Here is a 15,778-nt window from a genome sequence, read left to right on the forward strand (position 1 = left end):
CAAACACCATGACCCGTCCGTGGCTTGCCCATTACCCGAAAGGCGTGCCCGCCGATATCTCCATCGACGGCTACACCTCGCTGACCGACCTGCTGGACCGGGCCTGCAAGCAGTACGCGACCCGCATCGCCTGCACCGCCATGGGCAGCGACATCACCTATGCGGAGCTGGACGCGCACGGCCACGGGTTCGCCGCCTGGCTGCAAAGCCTGGGGCTGCCCAAGAGGTCGCGGGTCGCATTGATGATGCCCAACGTGCCGGCCTACCTGGTGGCGCTGCTGGGCACGCTGCGAGCCGGACACGCGGTGGTCAACGTCAATCCGCTGTATACCCCCGATGAACTGCAACGGCAGTTGCAGGACAGCGGCGCGGCGGTCATCGTCATCCTTGAGAATTTTGCCCACACGCTGCAGAGCGTGTCGGACCGCGGCCAGCTCAAGCACGTGGTGGTGACCGGGCCGGGCGACCTGCTGGGCGGCCTGAAGGCGCCGCTGGTGAACCTGGCGGCGCGCTACATCAAGAAACTGGTGCCGGCGTGGCACATCGAGGGCGCGCAGATGCTGTCGAAGGTGCTGGCCTCGGGGGCGGGCCTGCCGTTCACCGCGCCGGCCATTTCGATGGACGATCTGGCCGTGCTGCAGTACACCGGCGGCACCACCGGCGTGCCCAAGGGCGCGATGCTGACGCATCGCAACCTGACCTCCAATGTGATGCAGATGGAAGCGGTGGCCTCGCCCGCGCTGCATGACCTGGCGGCGCGGCAGGTCACGATCCTGAGCGCATTGCCGCTGTATCACGTGTTCGCCATGACGGTCTGCGGCCTGTACGGGCTGCACGCCGGCATGCGCAACGTGCTCATCATCAATCCGCGCGACCAGCCGTCGCTGATCGGCGCGTGGCGCAAAACGCCCATCAACGTGTTCCCGGGCGTCAATACGCTGTTCAATGCGCTGGTCCACAACGAGGACTTCGCCAAGCTGGATTTCTCCGGCCTGCGGCTGACGCTGGGCGGGGGCATGGCGGTGCAGCAGGCGGTGGCCGAGCGCTGGCTCAAGGTTACCGGGCGGCCGCTGGTCGAAGGCTATGGCCTGTCCGAAACCTCGCCGGTGGCCACGGTCAATCCGACCGATACCGATGCGTATTCGGGCTCGATCGGGCTGCCGCTGCCCTCCACCGACGTCGCCATCCTGGATGACGAGGGCCACGAGGTGGCGCTGGGCGAGCGCGGCGAGGTCTCCATCCGCGGGCCGCAGGTCATGGCGGGCTACTGGCAGAAGCCGGAAGAGACCCGCCAGGCGATGACCGCCGACGGCTTCTTCCGCACCGGCGATATCGGCATCATGGACGACAAGGGCTATACGCGCATCGTCGACCGCAAGAAGGACATGATCACCGTGTCGGGTTTCAAGGTCTATCCGAACGAGGTCGAGGCGGCGGTGTCGCAGATGCCGGGCGTGCTCGAATGCGCCGCCATCGGGGTGCCGGACGGGCATTCGGGCGAGGCCGTCAAGGTCTTCGTGGTGAAGAAGGATGCCTCGCTGACCGAGGCCCAGGTGCAGCAGTGGTGCAAGGACAAGCTGACCGGCTACAAGCGGCCGCGCTTCGTCGAGTTTCGCGACGAGTTGCCCAAGAGCAACGTCGGCAAGATCCTGCGGCGCGAACTGCGTCCGGACGCCGAGGCCGCGGCGCCGCAGGGCCAGGCGGCCTGAGCGCGCGCGGCGTGGGGACGGCCGGGCCTCAGCCCGGCTGGTCCAGGTGGGGGGCGATCATCTCGTGCAGGGCGCGCTCGATGTCGGGGTTGCCGGCCACGACGCGTCCGCCGATGGGCCAGGAGTCCTGCTGGTGCATGTCGCTGCAGGCGCCGCCGGCTTCGCGCACGATCAGCGTGCCCGCGGCCACGTCCCAGGGCGCCAATCCCATTTCCCAATAGCCGTCATAGCGGCCGCAGGCGGTCCATGCCAGATCCAGCGCGGCCGCGCCCATGCGCCGCACGCCGCGGGCTCGGTTGATGGCGTCATGCAGCATCGGCATGTATTGGCTGGCGAAGGAAAAATCACGGAAGGGAAAGCCCGTCGCCAGCACGGCGTCGTCCAGCGTGCGGGTGCGCGAGCAACTGATGCGCCGGCCATTGAGCCAGGCGCCCAGGCCGTACACGGCGGTGAACAGTTCTTCGCGGCAGGGATCGTAGACCACGCCCGCCACGGGCGTGTCGTGCGCCAGGCGTTCGGTGGGGGACACCGCCGTGCCGGCATGCGCGATGAGCGCGATCGAGACGGCGTAGTGCGGAATGTCGTGCAGGAAATTGGTGGTGCCGTCGAGCGGGTCGATATACCAGGTGGCGGCGCCCTGCGCCTGGCCGCCGGTCTCTTCGGCGACGATGCCGAACTTGGGCGTGCGCGCCTGCAATTGTTCGATGATCGCGGCCTCGGCCTCGCGATCGGCCTGGGACACGAGATCGTTGCGCGCCTTGCGATCGATCACGAGGTCGGCGCGATGATGCGCGTAGGATTGCAGGATGGCCGCGCCGGCGTGGGCTGCCGTGACCGCGGCGTCAAGCGCGGCGCACAGGTCTACGGGCGAGGCGAGCGAGCGGGGCGGGTCATAGGTTTCCATGAAACCAGTGTAAGCCCAGCCATGCGTCAAATCCGTGGCGACGCGGCAAAAGCCCGCGTGCCCGTGGCGCATATCCAACGCAGCCGGCTGCGCCAGCCGATAATCCTTCTTTTCCGATCGCCGCCGTTTTCATGTCCTCGTCCTATGCGCCCCTGACCCCCGCCGTCGCTGAATTCGATGCCCAGGGCCAGCTGTACAGCCCGGTCTATGGCGACGTCTATCACTCGCCGTCGGGCGCGTTGGGCCAGGCGGAACACGTTTTCCTGCGGGGCAACGGCCTGCCGGAACGCTGGCGCGGTCGCGGCGCCTTCACCGTCTGCGAGACCGGTTTCGGCCTGGGCCTCAATTTCCTGGCGTTGTGGCGCGCCTGGCGCGACGATCCACAGCGTTCGCGCACCCTGCACGTGGTGTCGCTGGAGGCGCATCCATTCGGCGGCGAAGACCTGCGAGCCTTGCTGGCGCGCCATGCGCCCGAACCCGTGGCTGCGCTGGCGACGCAACTGGCGGCCCAGTGGCCGGCCTTGCTGCCCGGCCTGCACCGGCTGGAATTCGAGGGCGGCGCGGTGACGCTGACGCTGGGTTTCGGCGACGCGCAGGTGTTGGCGCCGCGGCTCGCCGCGCGAGTCGATGCGTATTTCCTCGACGGTTTCGCACCCGAACGCAACCCGCGCATGTGGCAGGCCGCCTTGCTCAAGGACCTGGCGCGGCTGGCCGCGCCGCAGGCCACGGTGGCCACCTGGGCCTGCACGGGTGAACTGCGCCAGGCCCTGCGCGATGCGGGGTTCGACGTGCGGCGGGCGCCGGGCTATGGCGGCAAATGGCACATGACGGTAGGCGCGGTGGCGGTCGGCGCCGACGCCGCGCCGGCCGCCACGGCCGACCCTGGCCGCCATGCGCTGGTGGTGGGGGCGGGCCTGGCGGGGGCGGGCATTGCGCAGTCCCTGGCGCTGCGGGGCTGGCGGGTAACAGTGCTGGATGCGGCGCTGGCGGGGGGCGCGCTGGCCCATGCCGGCCACACCGCGGCTGCGCTGACGCCGGTGCTGGCGCGCGACGACAATGCGCGCGCGCGCCTGTCGCGCGCCGGCAGTGCACGCGCCCGGGCGCGTTGGGCCGGGCTGGCCGGCGGCGCCGCGCCGATCCGGTGCGGGACCGTGCAATTGGAACGTGATGCCGGGCGCGCCGCCGCGCTGGAGGAAACCCTGTCGGTGCTGGCGTTTCCGCGTGACTGGGTGCGCGCGGTCAGCCGCGACGAGGCCAGCGCGCTGGCCGGATTGCCGCTGGCGCGCGGCGGTATTTTCTTCGGGCAGGGCATGCTGGTGCAGCCCGCCCAGTTGATTCCGGCCTTGCTGGCGACGCCCGGCGTGCGCGTGGCGGTGGGGACGGTGGCGCGGGTGACGCCGGACGGCACGGGTTGGCGCGCGCTCGACGCCGCCGATGCGGAGCTGGCGCGGGCCGATGTCGTGATCCTGGCCAACGCCTTCGGCGCCCAGGGTGTGCTGGCGGCCAGTGGCCTGCTGGCGCCGCTGCCGCGGGTAGCGCAGATGCATGCGCTGGCAGGCGAGGTCACACTGATTCCGGCCGCGGCGCTGGGCGGCGGTCCGCGTTGCGTGGTCGGGGGCGAGGGCTACCTGTTGCCGGACACTGGCGCGGGTTGTGTGGCGGGCAGTACGTACGTGCATGGCGCCAGCGAGGCGTGTATCGGCGCCGAAGGCCAGCGCGTGACGTTGGACAAGGCGGCGGGATTGCTTAGCAGCGGCGACTTTCCCGCCTTCGACGCGCTCGTCCCTGGCACGCTGCCGGGCTGGGCGGGGTGGCGGGCGGTGTTGCCGGGGCGCCTGCCCGCCGTGGGCGAGCTGGCCCATGCGCCGGGGTTGTGGTTGGCGGCGGGCTACGCGTCGCGCGGGTTGTCCTGGTCCGCGCTGATGGGGGACCTGGTTGCGGCCCGGCTTTGCGGCGAGCCGTCACCTCTTGAAACCGATCTGTCCCGGTTGATCGCCCCACGCTGAAAAAAACTTCCGGGGCGTGCAGAACCCGGAGCGGGGTGGCGTAGAATTGTGGCAAATGCCAGGATTTGGCGCCAAATGAACCCGCGTTGGGCGCAGGTTTGGTGTTCCGGTGGCGCTCTGGCGATGACTTGCGGGGGGCCAGCCGGGGGCTTTGCGACCCCTTTTTTCGGATGATATCGCCATCCAAAAGAGGGACTGAGTTTATTTCAAAGCTCAAATCCGTCAAAATAGCGTCTTTTGATGGTTTTTGGCTTAAGCCGGGGGATGCTCTGTGCCGCCCAAGTTCGACTTTGCCCATACTACCCAGCTCGACAACATCGAGCTGCTGACGTCCCGCCCCAGTCGCATCGATTTCGACGCGGGCGATGGGTTGCACCTGGTAGTCGAGGCGCATGCGCCTGGTGTGTTCCGCCTGCGCTGCGGCGAGGCGAACCACCTTACCGATGACAAACCCGGCGCGCGCGCGCGCGCCGTGGCCGAGATGCTGCTCGCGCGCCAGGAGGCGGTGGGCGAGGCCGCCATCGCCCCGCGCGAAGGCGGGGACGGTTGGCGCATCACCCAGGGCGACGTGGCCCTGGAGCTCCAATCCAACCCGGTGCGCTTTGCGCTCTACCGCAATGAAGAGCGGGTGTTCGAGTCCGAGGTTTCCGCGCATACGCCCGCATTCGGGCACAACGCGCTGGACCAGGCCGACGCCGCGGCCTGGACGGCGGGCTTTACCCTGCTGCCGGGCGAGCGCGTGTACGGTCTGGGCGAAACCCCGGGCGATCTGAATCGCCGCGAAGAATCCGTGGTCTCCGACGATCCCGAGCATCGCGCCCTGCCGCTGGCATGGAGCCCGCGCGGCTGGGGGCTGTACGTCAACACGATGCGCCGCGTCGAGCACGCGGTTGGCACGGCGCCGGCCGATTCGGCCTACGTCGTCAGCGTCGACGACGTGGTGCTGGATGTGTTCCTGTTCGCCGGCGAGCCCGCCGAAATCCTCAACCAGTACACCGCCCTGACCGGCCGCGCCGGCCAGCCGGTGCTGTGGGCGATGGGCGCGTGGCTGCAGCAGGCCAGCGGCGAGATGCCGACACAGACCGTGGCCCTTCTGGGCCGCATGCGCGAAAACCAGATTCCGGTGGATGCCGTGACCCTGGCGCAGCCGGCGGCCTGGGGCTTCCAGGCCGACAAGACCGTGTTCGAATGGGACGCCCAGCGCTTCCCCGATGCCAAGCAGATGCTGGCGCTGTTCCACAAGCACAACGTGCATGTGGCGGCGTCGGGTTTCCCGGGTGTCATCAAGATCAGCCCGCTGTTCGAGGAACTCGAAGACCGCGGCTGGCTGCTGACGCGCGAAGATGGCTCGGCGCAGGTGTTCGACGGCAATGCCGCCACCTCGGGCCAGCCCTACGGTCTGCTGGACCTGACCTACCGCGACATTTACAACCTCTGGGTCGAGCGCCATCGCCAACTGGTCGAGGACGGCCTGGACGCGCCGGCCTGCGACGCCCAGATCGCCATTCCCGATGGCGTCTCCGCCCGCAACGGCGAGACCGGCCCCGCGCTGCGCAGCATGTATCCGCTGCTGGTGCGCCGCGCGTTGTTCGACGCCGTCGCCGGCCTGAAAGTGCCGCCCGAGGGCGTGGTGCCCAGCACCGACCTGTTCCCGGCCGCGCAACGGCTGCCGTGGCAGGTTGGCCCGCAGGTCGACAACACCTGGGAAGGCCTGCGCCATACCCTGCGCACCGCGCTGTCGATCGGCGCCTCGGGCCTGCCGGTCCAGGTGCACGGCATTGGCACCGGTTCGCGCGGCACGGCCGACATGACGCCCGAGCTGTACCTGCGCTGGCTGACCGCCGGCGTGTTCTCGGCCAATTTCTCGTTCCAGGGCGTCGCCGGCCTGCTGCCGTGGGACTTCGGTGACGAGACCCTGGCGCACGTCAAGACCTGGATGCAGTGGCGCTACCGCCTGGTGCCCTACGTGCTGGGCGCCATCGAGGACGCGGCCCGCACCGGGCTGCCGGTGCAGCGCTCCATGGCGCTGTCGTTCCCCAACGACCCGCATGCCCACGAATGGGACCTGCAGTACCTGCTCGGCCCGGCCCTGCTGGTGGCGCCGATCACCGCGCCGGGCAAGCAGGTGCGGGTGTACCTGCCCAAGGGCGAGGCCTGGTGGGACCTGAACACCGGCCATCGCTACGAAGGCGGCACCACCTGGACCATCGATTGCGAGCTGGGCCAGTTCCCGGTGTTCGGCCGCGAAGGGCACATGCTCTGTCTCGGCCCGGCCGCGCAGCACACCGGTGAATTCAATTCGGCCCGCATCCTGGACGAGGTCTGGATGTTCGGCATGCCGGTGCACAACCCGGTGGTCATGCGCAACAAGATCCGCGTCATGCAGATGCAGGGCTCCAGCTACATCAAGGGGCTGGAAGGCCTGCGCATTTCGCCGTCCGAGGGCCTGGAGGTCAAGCGCCGCGGCGCGGAAGTCCGTATTTCGCGCGCTCGCTGAGCCAGGCGGGGCCGGTTCGCCGGCCGCCGATGAAAAAGGGCAGTCAGGAAGGCTTTCCTTCCCGACTGCCCTTTACGTCTTTGCGCGGACGCATCTTATATTACTGTTAGTTATTAAAAATGGAAAAAACGGTCGTTCTCTTTAGAAGAGAAAAGATACAAAATCGCTTGCCATGATTCAGATCGAGAACCTATCCAAGACCTACGCCACGCCGCACGGCCAGTTCCAGGCGCTGCGTGGCATCAACCTGCACATCCAGCAGGGCGAGGTCTTCGGCATCATCGGCCCCAGCGGGGCCGGTAAAAGCACGCTGGTCCAGTGCATCAACCTGCTGGAGCGTCCCAACGAGGGCTCCATCGCCATCGGCGGCCAGGCGCTGACCGGGCTGAGCGAGGCGCAACTGCGCGCGCAGCGCCGCCGCATCGGCATGGTGTTCCAGGGCTTCAACCTGCTGTCGCGCCGCACGGTGTACGGCAACGTGGCGCTGCCGCTGGAAATCGCCGGCGTCGCCAAGAGCGAGATCCCGGCCCGCGTCGAACGCCTCCTGGCGCTGGTGGGCCTGGAGCACCTGCGCGACCGTTATCCCAGCCAGATCAGCGGCGGCCAGAAGCAGCGCGTCGGCATCGCGCGCGCCCTGGCCAACAATCCGGACGTGCTGCTCAGCGACGAGGCCACCTCCGCGCTCGATCCCGAGACCACCCACAACATCCTGGCGCTGCTGCGCGACATCAACCGCAAGACCGGCGTGACCGTGGTCATGATCACGCACCAGATGGAAGTGGTGCGCGAGGTCTGCGACCGCGTGGCCGTGCTGTCGCAGGGCGAAGTGGTCGAGATGGGCAGCACCCGCGAAGTGTTCGCGCAGCCGCGCCACGAAGTGACCCGCGCCATGGTGTCGGCCGCGACCGCGTCGGACCTGACCGACGCCACGCTGGCCGCCGTCAAGCAGCGCATCGAGGCGCTGGCCGCCGCCAAGCCGGGCCAGGCCGTGCGCCTGCTGCGCCTGTCGCTGACCGGCACCGACGCGTCGGGTTCGTTCCTGTCCGACCTGTCGACGCAGTATTCGCTGGACGTGGGCCTGGTGCAGGCGCGCGTCGAAGACATCCAGGGCGTGGCCGTCGGCACGATGTTCGTGCTGGCCCAGGGCGCGCCCGCCGCGGTCAAGGACGCCATCGCCGCGTTGACCGCCCGTGACATCACCGTTGAAGAAATCGCTCATGAGCCCGCAACTGATCGACCTGCTTATTACGTCGCTGCTTGACACCCTGCTGATGGTGGGCGTGGCCAGCGCCATCGCGGTGCTGGTCGGCATTCCGCTGGGCGTGATCCTGACCGTCACCGCGCGCGGCAACATGCTGGAGAACCAGGCCGTCAACCACGCGCTGGGCGCGGTCATCAACGCCACCCGCTCGGTGCCGTTCGTGATCCTGATGGTCGCCATCATTCCGTTCACGCGCCTGGTGGCGCAGACCTCGATCGGCACCACCGCCGCCATCGTGCCGCTGTCGGTGGCCGCGATCCCGTTCATGGCGCGCATCGCCGAGAACGCCATGCGCGAAGTCGATCCGGGCCTGATCACGGCCGCGCGCGCCATGGGCGCCTCGCCGATGCAGATCATCATGAAGGTGCTGCTGCCCGAGGCGCTGCCCGGCCTGATCGCCGCCACCATCGTCACCGTGGTCAGCCTGATCGGCTACTCGGCCATGGCCGGCGCCATCGGCGGCGGCGGCCTGGGCGACCTGGCGATCCGCTACGGCTACCAGCGCTTCCAGTCCGATGTGATGGCCGCGGTGGTCATCGTGCTGATCGTGCTGGTGCAACTGATCCAGAGCCTGGGCGACCGCTACGTGCGCCGCATCTCGCATCGTTGAGCACACCGAACATTCTTCTCCTCCTTCCGACATCCGGGAAATTCGCAACATGAGCATCAAGGTTTTGAAGTCGCTGGCCGCGTTCGCCCTCGGCGCCGCCGTATTCGCCCAGCCCGCGCTGGCCCAGGACAAGCCCCTTAAGGTTGGCGTCACCGCCGGCCCGCACGCCCAGATCTTCGACGTGGTCAAGCAGGAAGCCGCCAAGCAGGGCCTGAACATCCAGGTGATCGAGTTCACCGACTACGTGCAGCCCAACGTCGCGCTGGCCTCGGGCGACCTGGATCTGAACAGCTACCAGCACCAGCCGTACCTGGACAACGCCAACGCCGACCGCGGCTACAAGCTGGTCAGCATCGCCAAGACCGTGATCTTCCCGATCGGCATCTACAGCAAGAAGATCAAGTCGCTGTCCGAGCTGAAGGAAGGCGCCCGCATCGCGCTGCCGAACGACCCGACCAACGGCGGCCGCGCCCTGTTGCTGCTGCAGGCCAATGGCCTGATCAAGCTGCGTCCGGAAGCCGGCCTGAAGGCCACCCCGATCGACGTCATCGAGAACCCGAAGAAGCTGCGCTTCATCGAACTGGACGCCGCCCAGTTGCCGCGTTCGCTGGACGACACCGACGCTTCGGCCGTGAACACCAACTTCGCGCTGGAAGCGGGCCTGAACCCGGCCACCGACGCCATCGCCCAGGAATCGCCCAACTCGCCGTACGCCAACGTGCTGGTGGTGCGTGAAAAGGACAAGGACCGTCCCGAGTTCGCCAAGCTGGTCAGCATCTACCACAGCCCGGCCGTGAAGCAATTCATCGAGACCAAGTTCAAGGGCGCGGTGGTGGCTGCCTGGTAAGCCAGGTCGCCTCCCCGATGCAGAACGGCCGCGCAAGCGGCCGTTTTCCATTGAGGCGGGCCGAACGGCTGTTTCACGGTCCCGCCGCGGCGCGCGGCGGGTCGCGTGCACCGGCGCCGCTGGCGGACAGCGATCGCCAGTTCCGGCGTGAAGGCATCCTGGCCTCTATTTTTTGACAAGGTCCACGAAATCAGCCATAATTTCGGGCTTCGGTCGGGCTGATAGCTCAGTCGGTAGAGCAGCGGACTTTTAATCCGTTGGTCGCGAGTTCGAGTCTCGCTCAGCCCACCACCCCGAATTCTCGCTTGAGCCCAAGCTCTCCATCCCCCGGGGAGCTTGATGCCATGGCACCCAAAGACGCCGCTTTCGAAGCGGCGTTTTTTTTTGCGCGGCTCCTCGCCTGGAGCCGCGCCGGTATCCGAGTACCGGTGCTCCCCGGCGGGCCGCTGCGCGGCGCGCCGCTTCAGGATTCGCGACCGACCCTTGGGCTCTGATCGAGCCGTCTCCCGCCGATCGACCGATCTGGCCGCAATGGCCATCGTGGTGTGCGGGGCGATTCCGCAGCCGTTGTTGATCGGCCACTTTCTTGCGGATGAATCAGATTCCCGGGAAAGAGCGGTTTCCTTTTATCTGAATATCACGCCATCTGAGCAGCTCGACGGAAATAATTCGAGCTGAAAATATCATTATTGGAAATGGCTTCGGATAATATAAGACCAAGCCGCGGTTTTATAAATATCTATGTGTTTTATTTGTCCTGCTTCCCGCAATAATAATTATTAGAGTGCGGCGTGCGCATTGACATTCGATTGCTCCATCGAAATTAATACCTATGGCGTTACGCATGATGCGTGTGCCGCAAGTGCTCTAATTCATTAGCCAAATCGCCTAGATTCTCGAGAAGGAATCGTGCCGGCGGGGTTATTTCCTTGCTGAATGCACGTAGCGATTTCAATTGGAATCGCGGGATTTCATCCAGGTGGAAATAATGGCTTGCAGGGCCGTTTTTTTGTTGTCGTAATAATGAAAAAATATAAAACTGAAATGCAGGCGGGTTGCAATGCCGATTGGCAAACGCACCGATGCGCAACGATTGTCGTGTCCGTAATGGATGCGGGTACGTCATGGTCGTCCTGATGTCCGGGGCGGGCCGATCCCGGTCATGGGTAGCAATGCGCTGGTGCGCGGGCGCCGTCGTCGCGATGGCCCTGGTCGCGACGGGCGGCACGGCCGGGGCCGGTGTGACCGGCGGCAAGACAGCGTCGGTTGGCGCACCCGCGGGTGCCTCCGGGCCCGGGGAGGCTCCCATCACATTGCAGGCCCTGGTCGAGGCGGCGATGCGCGGCCATCCGCTCGCGCGTGGCGCGCAGCAAGAGCTGGACGCGGCCAAGGTCGACGTGGACGCGGCCCGGCGGCGCTGGTGGCCTTCGGCGTCCCTGGTCATGGAGTCGCACTCGACTTCCGTCAACTCGCCCGCATCGCGGGGCGCCCAACTCGAGCAGACGCTATGGGATGGCGGCCAGATTAATGCCAATATCGATCGGGCGCGCGCGGATGTGAGCAAGAGCGAGGCGCGGGTCACATGGCAGCGCCAGCAACTGGCGCTGCAGGTCATCGGCGCCTGGCAGTCGCTGATCAGCGCCCGAGACCGGATTGCCATTTCCGAGGCAACCATGACCCGGCTGCGCGGCTACGAAGCCCAGATGCGCCGCCGGGTGGCGGCCGATGCTTCGCCGGCGGTCGACATCGAATTGGCGCTGTCGCGCCTGCGGCAGACGGAAGTCGACCTGACGACGGCGCGTTCCGCCCTGCGGCTGGCGGCACAACGGATCGAGCAATTGTCGGGCGTGGCCGGGCTGGACGCTGAGGCCGACACGCTGGCCGCGTGGCCCGACGCGCAGCAGGTCAAAGACGTTTCGGCCCGTTTGCTGGCGGAAGACGTCGGCGCCCAGGCATGGGACAGCGCGGCCGTGAAAATGGCCCAGGGCGATGTGGCCGTCATGCGGGCCCAGCTCGACGCCAAGTCGGCGCAACGTTGGCCGACGGCCTACCTGCGCGTCAACCGCCCATTGGGCGATGCCTATCCGGGCGCCCGCACCGACCGTGGCGTATCGGTGTTCGTGGGCCTGCGCTACACGCCGGGCGCGGGGTTCTCGACCGGTGTCGAGGCCGATGCCCTGCGCGAGCGCGTGTCGGCGGCAAGCATGGCCGTGGACGCGGCCTGGCTCGAACAGCGCGAGGCGATGCTCGGCGATATCGATCAGATCGCGGCGGCCGAGAATCAGTTGGCGGCGCTGGAGAGCGCCGTCACCGGCTCGCAGCACGTGCTCGACTCCTATTCCCGTCAGTTCACCGCCGGACGCAAGACCTGGATCGACCTGTTGAATGCCGTGCGGGAACTGGCGCAGAACCAGTACGCCCGGGCCGACTCGCAGGCCGCGCTGGCCGCGGCCGCCTATCGCCTGCAGGTGCGCCTGGGCGCGACGGAGCTGGCGCCGTGAGCGCCGTCCCCAAGATGGAGCCGCTGGAGTCGCTGGCCTGGGCATTGAACCGGCTGGCCACGTTGCAGGGCGCGGTGCTGGATCCGCTGCAATTGCGGTCCGGCCTGCGTCAATGCGCCGGCGTCCAGCATCCCGCCGAGTTGCTGGTTCTGTTGTGCCGCCTGTTGGGGGTGGGGGCGCCGCAGGGGTTGCGGCGCCCCGATGCCGCGCATTTGCCGCTGCTGTGCCATCTGCCGGACGGCCAGTGGGGCATCGTGACCGACCTGGCGCCCACGGGCGACTGGATGGTGGCATGCGGCACCGTCACCCAGGCGTTCGCGAGCGCCGCGCTGCAAGACCGCTGCACGCGGATGCAACTGGCGCCGGCGGGTTCTTCCGCGGTCAGCGGCCATCCGGTCGGGCCGGCTCCGGCCGAGACCTTCCGCTCGCGTCGCAACGCGGCCATCCGGCCGTACCGCGGCGCGTTGATCGAAGCGTGCGTGGGCTCCGTGATGGTCGGCCTGCTGGCGCTGGCCACCTCCATGTTCTCGATGCAGGTGTATGACCGTGTCATACCCACGCGTGGCGAGTACACCCTGTTCGTGCTGGCGACCGGGGTATTGATCAGCGTCCTGATCGAACTCGCCGTCAAGATCGCCCGGGCCCGCGTGATGGATCACGTGGTGGTCGGGGTCGACGGCATGCTTTCGCGCGACATCTTCCATCGCCTGATGTCGCTGCGCATCGATCAGGTGCCGGCTTCCGTCGGTTCGCTGGCGGCGCAGATCCGCGGCTACGAACAGGTGCGCGCGTTCTACACCGCGTCTTCGTTGTTCGCGCTGGTCGACTTGCCGATGGCCTTGGTGTTCGTGGCGATCGTGATGGCGCTGGCTACGCCGGCGGTGGGCCTGGTGTTGCTGGGGTTCGCGCTGGTCGCGCTGTTCATCGGCCTGGCATCGCAGCGCCGGATCGCGCGCCAGGCCAAGGAGGGCGCGGCGTATGCCAATCTCAAGACGGGCCTGCTGGTGGAGGCCGTCGAAGGGGCCGAGACCATCAAGGCCGGCGCGGGCGGGTGGCGCTTCCTGTCGCGCTGGCTCGATGTCAGCGCGCGGACCATCGCCAACGATCTCAAGATGCGCCACTTGAGCGAAAACGTGGGGTATCTGGGCGGCTCCATCCAGCAACTCAGCTATGCCTCGTTGATCGTCGTGGGCGCCCTGACGGTGATGCACGGCGAGATGACCACCGGCGCCCTGATCGCCTGCTCCATCCTGAGCGGCCGGATCCTGAATCCGATCCTGGCGGTGCCGGGCTTGATGATCCAGCGCGCGCATGCGCTGGCCGCCGAGGACGGCCTGGAAAAACTCTATCAACTCAAGACCGACAACCACGGCGTGCGGCGTCCGCTGGCGCCGGAGCGGATCGAAGGACGCTTTGCGCTCGAAGACGTGTCGTTCGCCTATGGCGACAATCCCGTGGCCCTGCGCGTGCCGAACCTGCGTATCCAGCCGGGTGAAAGAATCGCGGTGGTCGGGCCGATCGGGTCGGGCAAGTCGACACTGCTGCGCGTACTGACCGGCATGTACGTGCCGCAATCCGGGCGCGTACTGCTGGACGACCTGGATCTGTCGCACATCAGCCGGCTGGCGTTGAGCCGGCAGATCGGCTACCTGCAGCAGGACCATCGCCTGTTCCAGGGCACCCTGCGCGAGAACCTCCTGATCGGGCTGCCCGATCCCGGCGACGAAGAGATCCTGCGCGCCATGCGCCGCACCGGCATGGATCGCATCGTGGCCGCGCATCCGAAGGGCCTGGACCGGCCCATCGTCGAAGGCGGGCGGGGATTGAGCGGCGGGCAGCGGCAACTGGTGGCGTTCACCCGCCTGGTGCTGTGCCGGCCGCGGATCATCCTGCTGGACGAGCCCACCGCGTCGATGGACGACGACCAGGAGCGCCGTTGCCTCGGCGTGTTGGCCGAAGAGGCGCGGGCCGGCGCGACGCTGGTGGTCGTGACCCACAAGCCCAATGTGCTGCCGTTGGTCGAGCGCGTCGTGGTCATGATCGGCAACGGCATCGTCAGGGACGGCCCGCGCGATGCGGTATTGAAAGACCTGGAGGCCGCCCGGCGCGATGATGATGCCCGGCGCGCCGCCGGAGCCTCGCTGGGCGTGGCGGGAGCGCAGGCATGAGCCGGCTGATCATTGATTCCCGCTCGCGCGGCAAGGGGAATGCCCTGGCGCCGATGTTGCCCGCGGACGGATCGGATGGGGTCTCGCTGGCCACGCCGCCGCGCCGGGCGCGCTGGTGCATGCGCGCCATGTTCGCCGGCCTGTGCGCGTTGCTGGCCTGGGCCGCGGTGGGCAAGATCGACCAGGTCACGCGGGCGCCCGCCCAGATCATCGCCGCCGCGCGCACCCAGGTGATCCAGTCGCCCGATGGCGGCATCATCACCCAACTGCATGTCAGCGAGGGCGACGTGGTCCATGCCGGCGACGTGCTGGCGACGCTGCAGGAAGAGCGGGCCCGCGCCGCCGTCAGCGACAGCAACGCCAAGGTGGCGGCGCTGCGGATCACGCTGGCGCGCCTGCATGCCGAGGTCTATGGCACCCCGCTGGCGTTCCCCTCGGATCTGCAGGATTACAAGGACTACATGCGCAATCAGCGCGACCTGTACCAGAAGCGCCGCACCGCGATCAAGGAAGACCTGGCGGCGCTGCGCAACATGCTGTCGCTCGCGCGCCAGGAACTGTCGATCAACCGCAAGCTGGTGGCCACGGGCGACGTCAGCCAGGCGGAGATCCTGCGGCTGCAACGCGCGGTCGCCGACATCGAGGCGCAGATGACCAGCCGGCGCAACAAGTATTTCCAGGACGCGCAGGCGGAAATGACCAAGGCGCAGGAAGACCTGACCAGCCAGACTGAGCAGTTGCGCGACCGCAACCAGGTGCTGGAACAGACGCGGCTGATCGCCACGGCCGATGGCATCGTCAACAACATCCGCGTCAACACGATAGGGGGCGTGGTGCGTCCCGGCGAGACGGTCATGGAAATCCTGCCGACCGGCGGCGACCTGCTGGCCGAGGCGCGGGTCGGACCCGCCGACATTGCCTTTGTCCAGGTGGGCCAGAGCGCCAACGTGCGCATCGATGCCTATGACTCCTCCATCTTCGGCGTCATGTCGGGCGAGGTGAGCTACATCAGCCCCGACGTGCTCCAGGAAGAGACGCGCCAGGGGCCTTCGCATTACTACCGCGTCCGCATCCTGATCCGGGAAGCGGAGTTCAAGCGCCATTCCTCCGAACAGATCCAACTGCGGGCGGGCATGACCGCCACCGTGGACATCAAGGCGCGCGAGCGCACGGTGCTTCAGTACCTCGCAAAGCCCATCACCAAGGGGTTGCAGCAATCGCTGGGTGAACGCTGACCTGCCTTGTCTTGCCGGGCGTGACAGGCCCGGGATTTTG

At 67.6% G+C, this 15,778-nt stretch carries 11 protein-coding genes and 1 tRNA gene; 11 read left to right on the forward strand and 1 reads right to left on the reverse strand.

What is annotated here, in order from left to right; all coding sequences use genetic code 11:
* The first annotated feature begins 8 nt into the window (after positions 1 to 8).
* A complete protein-coding gene (locus AAID08_RS04180) occupies positions 9 to 1,709 on the forward strand; it encodes an AMP-binding protein (RefSeq protein ID WP_395757375.1) in 1,701 nt (566 codons plus the stop codon).
* Between the two features lie 28 nt (positions 1,710 to 1,737).
* On the opposite strand, the gene AAID08_RS04185 is transcribed toward AAID08_RS04180, so the two are convergent.
* Complete coding sequence (locus AAID08_RS04185; RefSeq protein WP_064527147.1) at positions 1,738 to 2,613, reverse strand: inositol monophosphatase family protein; 876 nt, start codon at positions 2,611 to 2,613, stop codon at positions 1,738 to 1,740.
* A 131-nt stretch (positions 2,614 to 2,744) separates the two neighbouring features.
* On the opposite strand from AAID08_RS04185, the gene mnmC reads away from it, so the two are divergent.
* The 10 genes from mnmC to AAID08_RS04235 all read left to right on the forward strand — a co-directional run bounded on the left by mnmC (position 2,745) and on the right by AAID08_RS04235 (position 15,738).
* Positions 2,745 to 4,619: an FAD-dependent 5-carboxymethylaminomethyl-2-thiouridine(34) oxidoreductase MnmC gene (mnmC, locus tag AAID08_RS04190; RefSeq protein WP_395757376.1), complete on the forward strand. Its 1,875-nt coding sequence runs from the start codon at positions 2,745 to 2,747 to the stop codon at positions 4,617 to 4,619.
* Positions 4,620 to 4,890: 271 nt separating this feature from the next.
* A complete protein-coding gene (locus AAID08_RS04195; RefSeq protein ID WP_395757377.1) occupies positions 4,891 to 7,116 on the forward strand; it encodes a glycoside hydrolase family 31 protein in 2,226 nt (741 codons plus the stop codon).
* 172 nt (positions 7,117 to 7,288) lie between these two features.
* A complete protein-coding gene (locus AAID08_RS04200; protein WP_054501893.1) occupies positions 7,289 to 8,377 on the forward strand; it encodes a methionine ABC transporter ATP-binding protein in 1,089 nt (362 codons plus the stop codon).
* Positions 8,334 to 8,987 (forward strand): methionine ABC transporter permease, encoded by a 654-nt coding sequence (locus AAID08_RS04205; RefSeq protein WP_006388812.1) that lies wholly within the window; start codon positions 8,334 to 8,336, stop codon positions 8,985 to 8,987. The genes AAID08_RS04200 and AAID08_RS04205 overlap by 44 nt, the downstream gene beginning before the upstream one ends.
* 49 nt (positions 8,988 to 9,036) lie before the next feature.
* Positions 9,037 to 9,834 carry a MetQ/NlpA family ABC transporter substrate-binding protein gene (locus AAID08_RS04210; protein WP_049071433.1) on the forward strand — a complete coding sequence of 266 codons (798 nt, stop codon included), beginning with the start codon at positions 9,037 to 9,039 and terminating at the stop codon, positions 9,832 to 9,834.
* A gap of 215 nt (positions 9,835 to 10,049) precedes the next feature.
* A tRNA-Lys gene (locus tag AAID08_RS04215) sits at positions 10,050 to 10,125 on the forward strand.
* A gap of 240 nt (positions 10,126 to 10,365) precedes the next feature.
* Positions 10,366 to 10,512 (forward strand): hypothetical protein, encoded by a 147-nt coding sequence (locus AAID08_RS04220; RefSeq protein WP_395757378.1) that lies wholly within the window; start codon positions 10,366 to 10,368, stop codon positions 10,510 to 10,512.
* A 446-nt stretch (positions 10,513 to 10,958) separates the two neighbouring features.
* Positions 10,959 to 12,335, forward strand: a complete 1,377-nt coding sequence (locus AAID08_RS04225) for a TolC family protein (RefSeq protein WP_395757379.1) — start codon at positions 10,959 to 10,961, stop codon at positions 12,333 to 12,335.
* Complete coding sequence (locus AAID08_RS04230) at positions 12,332 to 14,503, forward strand: ATP-binding cassette domain-containing protein (protein WP_240317333.1); 2,172 nt, start codon at positions 12,332 to 12,334, stop codon at positions 14,501 to 14,503. The genes AAID08_RS04225 and AAID08_RS04230 overlap by 4 nt, the downstream gene beginning before the upstream one ends.
* A complete protein-coding gene (locus AAID08_RS04235; protein ID WP_175142026.1) occupies positions 14,500 to 15,738 on the forward strand; it encodes an HlyD family efflux transporter periplasmic adaptor subunit in 1,239 nt (412 codons plus the stop codon). Before AAID08_RS04230 ends, AAID08_RS04235 begins: the two co-directional genes overlap by 4 nt.
* Positions 15,739 to 15,778 lie beyond the last annotated feature (40 nt).

Origin of the sequence: Achromobacter sp. EB05 (assembly GCF_044232075.1) — a bacterium.
In the GTDB taxonomy this organism is placed as follows: Bacteria; Pseudomonadota; Gammaproteobacteria; order Burkholderiales; family Burkholderiaceae_B; genus Achromobacter; species Achromobacter dolens.

What these genes read in the sequence shown, in the direction of transcription:
- AAID08_RS04180 (WP_395757375.1), top strand. Translation starts at nt 9, where the DNA reads ATGACCCGTCCGTGGCTTGCCCATTACCCGAAAGGCGTGCCCGCCGAT.
- AAID08_RS04185 (WP_064527147.1), bottom strand. Translation starts at nt 2,613, where the DNA reads ATGGAAACCTATGACCCGCCCCGCTCGCTCGCCTCGCCCGTAGACCTG.
- mnmC (WP_395757376.1), top strand. Translation starts at nt 2,745, where the DNA reads ATGTCCTCGTCCTATGCGCCCCTGACCCCCGCCGTCGCTGAATTCGAT.
- AAID08_RS04200 (WP_054501893.1), top strand. Translation starts at nt 7,289, where the DNA reads ATGATTCAGATCGAGAACCTATCCAAGACCTACGCCACGCCGCACGGC.
- AAID08_RS04205 (WP_006388812.1), top strand. Translation starts at nt 8,334, where the DNA reads ATGAGCCCGCAACTGATCGACCTGCTTATTACGTCGCTGCTTGACACC.
- AAID08_RS04210 (WP_049071433.1), top strand. Translation starts at nt 9,037, where the DNA reads ATGAGCATCAAGGTTTTGAAGTCGCTGGCCGCGTTCGCCCTCGGCGCC.
- AAID08_RS04220 (WP_395757378.1), top strand. Translation starts at nt 10,366, where the DNA reads ATGGCCATCGTGGTGTGCGGGGCGATTCCGCAGCCGTTGTTGATCGGC.
- AAID08_RS04225 (WP_395757379.1), top strand. Translation starts at nt 10,959, where the DNA reads ATGGTCGTCCTGATGTCCGGGGCGGGCCGATCCCGGTCATGGGTAGCA.
- AAID08_RS04235 (WP_175142026.1), top strand. Translation starts at nt 14,500, where the DNA reads ATGAGCCGGCTGATCATTGATTCCCGCTCGCGCGGCAAGGGGAATGCC.